Source organism: Acinetobacter sp. ANC 3781 (genome assembly GCF_004331285.1).
GTDB lineage: Bacteria > Pseudomonadota > Gammaproteobacteria > Pseudomonadales > Moraxellaceae > Acinetobacter.
The window spans coordinates 1-11,076 of the sequence record NZ_SJOH01000035.1 but is presented as its reverse complement, the minus strand read 5'-3'; the positions used below and the strand labels follow the sequence as shown (position 1 = coordinate 11,076).

General features: G+C 34.2%; 10 protein-coding genes. 7 read left to right on the top strand and 3 right to left on the bottom strand.

Annotated features, from left to right (window positions below; genetic code table 11):
* From E0H89_RS16210 to E0H89_RS16200, 3 genes are all read left to right on the top strand, one after another.
* A partial coding sequence (locus E0H89_RS16210; RefSeq protein WP_165494072.1) for a transposase family protein occupies nucleotides 1–253 on the top strand: 253 nt, incomplete at its 5' end.
* Between the two features lie 570 nt (nucleotides 254–823).
* Complete coding sequence (gene otsB, locus E0H89_RS16205; protein WP_131218542.1) at nucleotides 824–1,672, top strand: trehalose-phosphatase; 849 nt, start codon at nucleotides 824–826, stop codon at nucleotides 1,670–1,672.
* On the top strand, nucleotides 1,660–3,093 hold the full coding sequence (locus E0H89_RS16200; RefSeq protein WP_131218540.1) for an alpha,alpha-trehalose-phosphate synthase (UDP-forming): 1,434 nt from the start codon (nucleotides 1,660–1,662) through the stop codon (nucleotides 3,091–3,093). The genes otsB and E0H89_RS16200 overlap by 13 nt, the downstream gene beginning before the upstream one ends.
* A gap of 105 nt (nucleotides 3,094–3,198) precedes the next feature.
* Here the strand turns inward: E0H89_RS16200 and E0H89_RS16195 are convergent, their stop codons facing one another.
* Nucleotides 3,199–4,389, bottom strand: a complete 1,191-nt coding sequence (locus tag E0H89_RS16195) for an MFS transporter (protein ID WP_131218539.1) — start codon at nucleotides 4,387–4,389, stop codon at nucleotides 3,199–3,201.
* Between the two features lie 642 nt (nucleotides 4,390–5,031).
* Here E0H89_RS16195 and ppnP point away from each other — a divergent pair.
* The gene (gene ppnP / locus E0H89_RS16190) at nucleotides 5,032–5,358 is read left to right on the top strand and encodes a pyrimidine/purine nucleoside phosphorylase (RefSeq protein WP_250697895.1); all 327 of its coding nucleotides are present in this window, start codon (nucleotides 5,032–5,034) and stop codon (nucleotides 5,356–5,358) included.
* A gap of 104 nt (nucleotides 5,359–5,462) precedes the next feature.
* Here the strand turns inward: ppnP and katE are convergent, their stop codons facing one another.
* The gene (gene katE, locus E0H89_RS16185; RefSeq protein WP_131218535.1) at nucleotides 5,463–7,592 is read right to left on the bottom strand and encodes a catalase HPII; all 2,130 of its coding nucleotides are present in this window, start codon (nucleotides 7,590–7,592) and stop codon (nucleotides 5,463–5,465) included.
* Nucleotides 7,593–7,666: 74 nt separating this feature from the next.
* Nucleotides 7,667–9,085, bottom strand: coding sequence for an iron-containing redox enzyme family protein (locus tag E0H89_RS16180; protein ID WP_131218533.1), 1,419 nt, complete (start codon nucleotides 9,083–9,085; stop codon nucleotides 7,667–7,669).
* 243 nt (nucleotides 9,086–9,328) lie between these two features.
* Here E0H89_RS16180 and E0H89_RS16175 point away from each other — a divergent pair, with 243 nt between their 5' ends.
* The 3 genes from E0H89_RS16175 (at nucleotide 9,329) to E0H89_RS16165 (ending at nucleotide 10,686) form a co-directional block, all read left to right on the top strand.
* The gene (locus E0H89_RS16175) at nucleotides 9,329–9,799 is read left to right on the top strand and encodes a CinA family protein (protein ID WP_171459178.1); all 471 of its coding nucleotides are present in this window, start codon (nucleotides 9,329–9,331) and stop codon (nucleotides 9,797–9,799) included.
* Between the two features lie 201 nt (nucleotides 9,800–10,000).
* A complete protein-coding gene (locus E0H89_RS16170; RefSeq protein ID WP_131218529.1) occupies nucleotides 10,001–10,291 on the top strand; it encodes a hypothetical protein in 291 nt (96 codons plus the stop codon).
* An 80-nt stretch (nucleotides 10,292–10,371) separates the two neighbouring features.
* A complete protein-coding gene (locus E0H89_RS16165; protein WP_447053084.1) occupies nucleotides 10,372–10,686 on the top strand; it encodes a hypothetical protein in 315 nt (104 codons plus the stop codon).
* Nucleotides 10,687–11,076 lie beyond the last annotated feature (390 nt).

The following is an 11,076-nucleotide window of genomic DNA, read 5'->3' as shown; positions in this document are numbered from 1 at the left end:
AGGTTACTATGGATTAGAGCAAGATGGCTTTAAGTTATTGATGCCAATAAAGAAAAAGAAGAATTTACCCTTATTTGATGTTGAGAAAAAGTACAATAAAATGATTGGAAAAATACGAGTTGTGATCGAACACATCAATAGTCAATTGAAAACATTTAGAATATTAAGTGAACGCTATCGAAATAGACGGAAAAGATTTGGTTTACGCGTCAACTTAATAGCTGCATTGGTAAACCGGATAAATTTTCGATAATGACTTTCGCAAGAGATCTAATAATATCAAGATAATATTGGTTATTTAAAGTAATATCTTCCGCTAATCAGACTTCGTTTTTCCACACTTCCGGCATTCAATATTCTCGAAATATTCATAAGTATGTAAGCAAAGTAATTCACGCAAAAAATGAAACATATTATTAAGCTCCCATAGCAAAAAAGTAGTATCCAAATTGGATATTACTATGCGTTGGATCATAATATTTATATGGGGGCATGAAATCAAAGTTAAAGATTATAATTTCAGAAGATTATCCATTTCTGCTTTAAATATTATTAGCATTTTTATTTATAAAATACTCCTATTAATAAGTAAATTAATTTTGACTATTTGTTAATTGAAAGGTTATTTTTAAAATAAAAAATCATACATCATGTTAATAAATAGTGTAAGCACATGTAAATAAAAACAAAAAATAACATAGTTAAAATAAGAAGAAAATATGTAATTTTTAATTAAGTTATGTAGGTTTAATAATAAATTACGTCATTAATCAAGTTTTTAGTGCTATTAGTGATTAACCATAATAAGTAGTAGATATAGAACATGCATAATGCTACACGCCAATCTTTAAATAAAGAATCTTATTCTCAGAACTTATTATCTGTTATTAGCGAATATTTTTCTAAAGAAAAACAATGCTGTATATTTCTTGATGTTGATGGAACTCTTTCCGAATTCCATATAGATCCTTTAAAAAGTTTTATTCCTAAAACAACCTTGTGTACATTGCGCCAACTAAAGGATTTAGATATTCCTGTGATTGCTATAACCGGACGTTCTGTACAGGTAGCCTCACATTTATTTTCTCCACTACAGTTACCAATTGCCGGAACGCATGGTCTAGAAATACACATGCAACCATTTGGGAAGTTAAATGCAGATATTAATAAAGCTCATATTGCTTTAATTCAGCAAGACACTCAAAAGACCTGTCTTCCCTATCCTCAATTGTTAATTGAGAATAAAGATTATTCAGTGGCTATTCATTATCGGCAATACCCAGAAATGGCCGAAATTGCAAAAAAAATTGCACATGATATCCAGAGTAGACATTCGGAATTTAAAATTAATGAAGGTAAATATGTATTTGAATTAATCCCTGTAGCGGCTGATAAAGGACAGGCAATTCAGAAGATATTGAATCATTTAAATTTTACCAATGTTTTACCTATTTTTATTGGTGATGATAAAACCGACGAATCCGGTTTTGAAGTAGTAAATCACTATCACGGTATCAGTATAAAAGTTGGAGAGGAGGAAACAGAAGCATGCTATCGCCTTAAAAATGTTGCAGATGTCGCTAATTTTCTTGACTTATTTTTACAATTTTTTAAAACACATTTTTCAAGACACTCTGAAGTATCGCATGGAGAAAAAGCATGTCTAAATTAATCGTATTATCAAATCGCGTAAGTTTACCCAATCCCGAGAAATCCACAGCCGGTGGCTTGGCAGTTGCTTTACAAGATGCACTACAGGATATTGGAGGAATTTGGTTGGGATGGAATGGTGAAAAAATTAAAAATAACCAACATCCGTATTTCAGCCAGACTAAGTATCAAGGTGTGGAATATATTACCTGCCCTTTAACTGAAGAACAATATGACGGCTATTATTGTGGCTTTGCCAATAATACGCTTTGGCCAGCCATGCATGATCGCGATGATCTAATTAACTACAAACCAGAAGAATTTAAAACCTATCAAGAAGTTAATCGTTTGTTCGCCCATCAACTTTATGAAATTGCTCAACCAGATGATGTAATTTGGGTACATGATTATCATTTTCTTAGTGTAGCTCGTTATTGCCGTGAATTGGGCATGCAAAATAGGATTGGATTCTTTTTACACATCCCCTTTGCCGGTTTAAAGATCTGGGACTTAATTCCTACTGCACCGTCATTGATTCAAGATCTTTGCCAGTACGATGTGGTAGGTTTACAAACTGAACATGACCAAAAACAATGTATGGAAGTATGTCATCAGGTCTTAGCTTCTGAAGTTATTAATAGCGATCTATTAAGCTATAACAATCGCCAGATTGCTATCAAATGCTATCCAATTGGGGTTAATCCTGAACTCATACAACAGGTTGCTCAGCAAGAAACAGAGATTTCTCACCCTGTATTTGAATTTGAAGATTTAACTGATCAAAAAACCATTATTAGTGTTGACCGGATTGACTATTCCAAAGGATTAATAGAGCGTTTTAATGCTTATGAAGAGTTTTTAAAAACCAATCCCGAATATCACAAAAATATTACTGATCTACAAATTGCATGTCCATGCCGCATGGAGATTTCAGCTTATAAAAATCTCTATGACCATTTAAAATCTAGAATTGATTTTATTAATCAGGAGTTTTCGCAAGATGACTGGTCGCCTATCAATTGCACTCATGAAACTGTTTCGCATGATGAGCTGATGAAAATTTATCGACAAGCCAATATTTGTTGGGTTAACTCTTTGCGCGATGGCATGAACTTGGTAGCAAAAGAGTACGTTGCTGCCCAAAATTCAGAGGATCCCGGTGTTTTAATTCTTTCAAAGTATGCCGGTGCAGCAGAACAAATGTCTGAAGCAATTATTGTGGATCCAGAAGATCGTAACAGCATGATTAAGGGTTTAAAAAAGGCTTTGACTATGTCCAAGGCAGAACGTCTGGACCGCTACAAACACCTCATGAAAGGATTACAACGTTTTAATATTAATGACTGGCGGAATGCTTTTCTGGAAGATTTAAGACGAGCAGAAGCACTTAAAATTTTTACCCCCCAACTCCGTAAATCCTATAATCGAGTTGTTCAGTATTAAAGATATACATTAGATAAATTGCATATTTTTCAATATAAAAAACCGGTAGATTAGTTGATCTCCCGGTTTTTTATGTATCTTAAATAAAAATTTGAAGCAGGCGAATTAAGAAGCTTTAATTTGAGTAAAGTGATTCAAAAATGCAATCAGCATCAGTAAGGCGGCAATCATTCCAAAAACAATAGTTAACCCTATCATTTCACTGGCCATTCCTACCAATGCAGGACCTAATAAAGATCCACTATACGCCATAGTCGAAACACAGGATAATGCAGCAGCTTTGGGCATGACATTTTGACGTCCTACACGTGAAAACATCACCGGTACAATATTAGAACATCCTAAACCGAGCAAACTATAACCCAATAAAACCACTATCCAATGTGGTGCCATAACTACAGTGAAAAGACCAAGCGATGCACAAATTGCACTGTAAATAATGATATTTTTTTCACCTAATATTCTTTGTAAGTAATGGCCCGCAAAACGTCCAGCAGTCATTGCGATAGCAAAAAATGTATAAGCCAGCCCAGCAAATGCCGGTTTTAGGCCATACTCACTGACTAAATAAATACCACTCCAGTCCATGGCTGAACCTTCTGAAAGAAAAGCAATAAAGCAGACCAACCCAATCAATATAATGAATGGACGTGGTAATTTTTTCGATTTAGACTCAAGTTTAGCAGGATCAGTTTTCTGATCATTTTCAATTTTAGACAGACTATTCGGCACAGCAATTAAACTGATGATCATCAGTAAAGTGCAAATAGCCAGAGCACTCATTAACGGTGTTACGCCCATTGCCAGTAACGCTGTGACCGTCATTACTCCAGCCAAGCCTCCTAAACTACACATACCGTGGAACTGAGACATCATACTTTTAGCACTGTTTTTTTCTACAATTACAGCTTGTAAATTAATAGCAACGCCTAAACTACCTGCAGCTGTACCAAATAAGAACAATGCTACAGACATGAAGATGATGCTGCTACTCAAAGCAAAAGTCGGTAAAACGAGTAATAATATTAAAATTGCTACCGAGATAATCACACGACAGCCCACTTTCTGAATTAATAAACCTGTTGCAGGCATAGCAATCATGGAACCTAACCCTATACTCAGCAACAAAGTGCCAAAGTCAGCATGATTAAGATGAAGTCTTTGCTGAGCATAAGGAATAAGAGGTGCCCAAGCGGCAGTACTTAATCCGAGAGTGAAAAAACAAAGTAATGTAGATAGACGCTGCGCACTATGTTGTGTTGCATGGTCTAGATGTACTGTTTTGGAAGAAAACATGTGTGAGCCACCACGATAAGAAAGTTCTGGGCATCCAAATCCAAAATAATTCCATAGAAAAACCCCTGTAGATTTATTGGAAACCAATAACTGTACAGGGGCTAAATTTGGCGAAATTATACACAAAATAACTATAAATAAATTGCCTTTTTCAATTATTTAAAAACTGTTTTGTAACTGTTTCAAGGTACATAAAGTACGCTTAAGAAATGTTATAAATAAGCTATTAAAATTATAGATTATTTAATTGGCATACAAGCAATAGAACTCATTTTTATAATAGATGTAGTAAGCTTGACTGGATCAAAATGGACATTAAAAATTATAACTTAAGCATAAAATTTTAATAGTTTGTCTAGATTCTGTCTCGCGCTAACGAGGAATTGATTAGGTTAAATATCCTGTAAATTAAAATATAAAAGTTCACATAAAGGGACCTCACTCCTTTTAAAAATAGAAAATAATGAAATAGTTATAATATATTGAATAATTTAGTTTTTCCATAAAATGAGGTTGTCGGTAACAACTGTTAATTAAATTTACATAATTAAACTAAAAAATATATTTCTCCTGTATATCTTTGGATTTCAAATACATATTCTAATATTGCTCAATTATTATAAAAAACTTTTCAGGAGCATCTTGATGTCAACTCAATTTGATTTTGTTTCTGTAGTAAAAAAGCCAAATATTTATTTTGACGGTTTATCTATTAGTCGTACTATTCAGTTTAAAAATGGCACAAAAAAAACAATAGGCGTAATTTTACCTACAGAATCCCCCCTTACTTTCGAAACAAATGTACCTGAACGTATAGAAATCATTTCAGGTAAGTGTCATGTTCAACTAGAAAATGATGTACAAGGCCAGATTTACTATGCTGGCCAATCTTTCTATGTTCCAAGGAATAGTCGGTTCAAGATTAGGGCAGATGAAGTCTTAGATTATATTTGTCACTTAGAGGACTAAATTTTTATAAAATCATAAAATAAGGGGAAACATTGCGTTTCCCCTTACTTGTTGAAAATTTGCCCTACATAAACTTGCTAAAAAATTTATGCTTTTATAAATATTTAAGCTGGAATCGCTTCTGCTACTTGTTCTCGTGCCCAAATACGATGAGCTCGAATCAGATCCTTAAACTCATCTCTTACTGCATTAAACTCTTCAGCCACTAGCGTACCTTTATCCATCACCAATTTTAGATCATCAATTAAGGTTTTCTTATCGCCTAAGAAAATGATCGGTTTTAAATGTTTATAAGCTTCCAGAATATAATGAGTCGCAATACCATCTGTCTTGACTACATCGTAATTATCACCATCAACAATTACAACTGCATCATACATAATAGAAGGCTCACCCTTTTGCATTCCATTGGAAGGCAATTTAGCTTTCTGGTCATTTAAAACGGGTGCAGGGGTTGGAGTAAGAATATGAGCCACTGCATTTTCAGCTTTAGCCCATGTTAAAATTGCATCAATATTGGCTTGATTCACATTATCATGCACTAGCACAGCGATTTTTCTGGCTTTAATATCTTCAGGTACAAAAGCCTCAAAACTTAATTTCGCAGACTTCTCAACTGAGGATTTCTTAAGATTTTTATCCGTATTATTAGGCACTTCAATACCTAACTTCAGACCGACCTGTTGCGCTAAATCTAAATCAATATTCGCCAACACTTCTTTTACTTCCCGCTCTCGAATATGTAGACGTTGAACTTTACTTAATTCGAATACGTAAGCATCTACCACGTGCTTTTGCTCATACGGAGCCAGGCTTTGGTAATAAAGACGAGCTTGAGAGAAATGATCTGAGAATGAATCACTACGTGCACGAATCTTATTACCGTCAATACGTTCCTGATAACTCTCGAACCCCCCACCTTGGGTAGCGGATGGTGTTTCTACTGGCCAATTGTTGTCAATAGAGTCTGGTTGGTAAGAGGCCTGTCCCTGATGTACAAAGCTTTGGTGGATGCCATCACGCTGATTGTTATGGAATGGACATACTGCACGGTTAATTGGCAATTGATGGAAGTTTGGACCGCCTAAACGACTCAACTGAGTATCGGTATAAGAAAATAGGCGCGCTTGCAATAGCGGATCATTGGTAAAATCTAGCCCTGGGACAATATGGCCCGGACAAAAAGCGATTTGTTCAGTTTCAGCAAAGAAGTTGTCGATATTGCGGTTGAGCACCAATTTGCCAATTGGAGTTACAGGCACCAGTTCTTCGGGAATAATTTTTGTGGGATCCAGTAAATCGAAATCAAACTTCATCTCGTCTTCTTCTTCCACAATCTGAATACCCAGTTCCCACTCCGGATAATTTCCTGCTTCAATCGCTTCATATAAATCACGACGATGGAAATCCGGGTCCTTTCCTGCAATTTTTTGTGCCTCATCCCAAACAAGTTGAGCCATGCCCTGTTTTGGAGTCCAGTGAAACTTGACAAAAATTGCTTTACCCGCAGCATTGATCATGCGGAAAGTATGTACTCCGAAACCTTGCATCGAACGTAAGTTTCTGGGAATCGCGCGATCAGACATGGCCCACATTACTGTATGTGCAGATTCAGGTACCAGTGATACAAAGTCCCAGAAAGTATCATGAGCACTAGCACCTGTTGGAATTTCTGTATTAGGTTCTGGTTTTACTGCATGGACAAAATCGGGAAATTTAATCCCGTCCTGCACGAAGAAAACAGGTGCATTGTTACACACCATGTCGTAATTACCTTCTTGAGTATAAAACTTGATTGCAAAGCCGCGAATATCTCGAACAGTATCTGCAGAACCACGTGGCCCCTGCACAGTAGAAAACCGCACAAAGACTGGGGTTTTTGCACTAGCATCAGTTAGAAAAGCCGCTTTTGTATATTGTTCATTACCTTCATAGGCCTGAAAATATCCATGCGCGCCTACACCACGTGCATGCACAATACGCTCTGGAATACGTTCATGATCAAAATGGGTGATTTTTTCTCTTAAAATAAAATCTTCCAGTAAAGTGGAACCACGCACACCTGCCCTTAAGCTATTCTGGTTATCAGAAATTTTGACGCCATGATTTGTGGTCAGTGCCTCGCCAGTAGCATCTCGGCGAAACTCATCCAATTGTTGCGATTTGGCATTGGTATTTTGCTTATCTAAAGTGTCAGTTCCTGCTACTTCACTTTTCTTTGCTTTAGGGTCCATATTCCTACCTATAATTGTTAGTTAAAGTACTACTGAGGATGGTAAAAAATGATGCAAATTGTATTTGCATGCAATTAATGAATGGATGATTTTTTCTCACTAAGAAAGGGAAAAAGATAATCCACAAAACGTTGAGTACACCAAAGGCCAGCTTCTTTATGATGGGCATGAGGTGCCAGATAAGGTAGCAATTTATTTATTTTGACAGCTAGATTGCCTGATTCAGAAATTTGCTGTTGTAGGGTCTCTAACTCTCCATCAGCTAAATAACTGAACATGAACTCATCGATAGCGCTAGAAGTGGAGCTGACCTTTTTGTACTTCGAATGCGATTGTTTAAAATAGTCACCTGCAATCCAGTCGTGAATAATTTGCTTTTCAGTCGCATTAAAAACCCCATACATTTTGCCTTCTTCATGACTGATCAACTTCCAGAACCGGCTTTGTTCAGGATCCTGATTTAGAATGATCCACTGCTTTTCAATCAGCAGTTCTACAAATTCTTCGACCAGATTCGGCTCAGAAAGCCACTCATTAATAGACCGATTATTAAATTTACATTTATCATTATGAATGACATTGCCAACTAGGGCTTTCCGTTTCAAAATATTAACCACTAAAGCTTCTGAATTTAAATTTTTAATAATTTGTCTAGAAGATAATCCTTTATTATTCAAAGCAAAACCAATTTTCATTTTTTCTATAAATGAATCTTTATCTTTGAATTTTTTATAAATTTTTTCCAAGGCCTTAATGGATAAGTCTGCATGACCATTGTCCATATTATCTATAGTGATATGCAGATTAAAATATTGGGAATTAATGCCTAATTCATTGAGCTCATAATTGGTAATCAGAAGATGTAATGGCAACTGTTCGTAGCCCAAATTAAAACCGACTATTTCGGGAATAAATTCAGGGGGGGCATAAGCAAGTGCTAATTGAATTGCAGGCTGATGATAATACTCATCCTCTAACTCTAATACGAAATGTTCCAGACCCAGCTTAACCAGTAAATCATCAAATAAACTTACATGATTAGATTTGGCTAAGCCCAGCCCTAATTCCTCTACATATATTTGGATTAACTCATGAAAAATTGGATCATTCCAGTAATGAACTAAGCTATATAACCATGCACCATCTACCCGCTTTACCGGAGCGACTTTAATAAGGAATTCAAACGCTTGACTTACATTCTTAAAATACTCTCGCTCTCCCCCGCTACTCCTTCTATCTTTATATAACTGATATTCACTACATTGAACTTTATTATCATTACAAAGCCATTCAGGAATTTTATTCAAGTCCAAAGGAAATTCTAAGCTATCTAAATTCAAGGTCTGAATTTCTTTGCGTAAAAAAATCGCGGCTTTTCGCTCTTTAGCATGTTGGGTAATTTGTGAATTCATAAAGTAATTCACTATATCGCAGTAGTTCTGATGATTTTTATCAATTAAATCGAGCAAGCGTTCTTTTACTGCTACTGGCATTTTTATTCTCCAAGCGGTAATTCTGCTATAAACATAGGTTACCAATATGACATGGTAAAAGATTCAAATTGTTATTATTCGTTTAATTTGTGTTTAACTGGTTTTTATCTATTTATATAATTCAAACAGTTAAATTACATAACTCCTAAATTATGATAAAAAATTTATAGAAAATATATTGTTAATATCTATGTTCATCCTTAAGATATTATAATCAAAAAGGCTAAAAACAAGGTTATGAATATGACTGCTAAATGTTGTAAATTAATGGCCAAAAATAAACTTAATATTACTTTTATTGAAAGTGCTTCTGCAGGCTATCTGGCTTACCGATTCTCTCTTAGCCCTTTTTCTGGTGACATTTTAAATGGTGGATTAGTTTGTTATGATTTAAAAATTAAGGAAAATATTTTAAAAATCCCCTCCAAAATGATTAAAAAATATACACCAGAGTCTTCTAAAATCACTGAAGAATTAGTTAAAAAATCAAAAAAAATATTCAAATCAGATATATATGTGGGATGTACTGGGTTGCTTAAACCTGGAGGATCAGAAACCAAGGATAAACCTGTAGGAACCTTTTTTTATTCTATTTTATATAAAAATAAACTATATAGTTATCGGTGTTTTTGCAAAGGAAAAAAGGAAGAGAAATTAAAAAAACTGATTGATTTGATCTGTAAGAGTTTAGTTGAAATTATTCAAAATAATTAATATCTTAAAATAGAATTTCTCTTATTTCTAATTTTTACCACATTTTATTTATTAAAAGTATTTTATAGAAACATTAAATAAAATATTACACAATATGTAACATCTATTTTATTTATTAATCAAAAATCCATGCTAATAATAATTATATCTGGTTTATACAGATTCTAAAATTTTACTAACTATATATTATGAGGTGTAAAAATGAGTAATGTAAATAATCAGCAAGATCAAAATAATGTTCACTCTAATAATCCAAATCAACAGCAAAATGATAACTCAGGTCAGCAACAGCAACAAAATGATCAACAGCGCCAGCAAAACCCTCAAGATCCGCAACGTCAGCAAAATGGTCAACAGCAGCAAAATTCTAACCAGCCTCTAAAACATGTTAATGATAAGCAGCAACAACAGAATGACAATCAGCGTCAACAAACTGGCCAACAGCAAAATTTTGGAAAAAATCCAAATGACCAAAACGAACAGCAGAAGTAATTTTTAAATTAAACATTCTTTATCATACATATGGGTATTAGATTCCCTTATATATTGATTCAAAAAATAGGAATAAAATAATGATTGATCCAAATCTAGAGAATCAAACTCGTACTCCAAACAGTATGGAATCTGAAAAATACTGGCGCGAAAACCATACTAATCGACCATATTACAATGATTTACATCGTGATATTCCAGATATTGATTATGATCGAGATTTATCTTCCGCTTATGAATTTGGACGTAATTCCCGGTCTGAATATGGTGAAAATGCACGTTTTGAAGATTCCGAGAATGATCTACAAACAAAATGGGATAAATTTAAAGCAGAGTCTCGTTTAAAATGGGATCAAGCTAAGCATGCGGTAAAAGATGCATGGGATAAAATGTAATATTTTAGAATATGGGCTTTTATAGCCCATACTTTTTAAATTCTGAGAATTATTCCGATATTAAATTCTTTAATATCTTCCTGATAGGAATCGAGCTTACGCTATAGCACTTTATTAGTTAGTATATAAAGAAAACCATAATAGGAAACATCTTATCACTAAGTAAAATATAATCTTTTTTATAGTAATTTATGCAAGTAAGTTTTATTTAAAAAATAATTAAAATAGAGATAAATCCTACATCTTAACCCCTATCAAAAAAAGCTTTATTTATATTGAAAATTATTTATAGCGTCGAGACGAATCTCCCTGTTTGTTGATTTAAATAAAATCTATTTCCTTTTTATTGCCAAAAAGTACTGAATAATTTTCAATTCAACTCAGATAACG

Coding starts and splice junctions, on each gene's coding strand:
- E0H89_RS16175 (WP_171459178.1), top strand. CDS start 9,329: ATGACTGCTAAATGTTGTAAATTAATGGCCAAAAATAAACTTAATATT.
- otsB (WP_131218542.1), top strand. CDS start 824: ATGCATAATGCTACACGCCAATCTTTAAATAAAGAATCTTATTCTCAG.
- E0H89_RS16165 (WP_447053084.1), top strand. CDS start 10,372: ATGATTGATCCAAATCTAGAGAATCAAACTCGTACTCCAAACAGTATG.
- E0H89_RS16170 (WP_131218529.1), top strand. CDS start 10,001: ATGAGTAATGTAAATAATCAGCAAGATCAAAATAATGTTCACTCTAAT.
- E0H89_RS16195 (WP_131218539.1), bottom strand. CDS start 4,389: ATGTTTTCTTCCAAAACAGTACATCTAGACCATGCAACACAACATAGT.
- E0H89_RS16180 (WP_131218533.1), bottom strand. CDS start 9,085: ATGCCAGTAGCAGTAAAAGAACGCTTGCTCGATTTAATTGATAAAAAT.
- katE (WP_131218535.1), bottom strand. CDS start 7,592: ATGGACCCTAAAGCAAAGAAAAGTGAAGTAGCAGGAACTGACACTTTA.
- E0H89_RS16200 (WP_131218540.1), top strand. CDS start 1,660: ATGTCTAAATTAATCGTATTATCAAATCGCGTAAGTTTACCCAATCCC.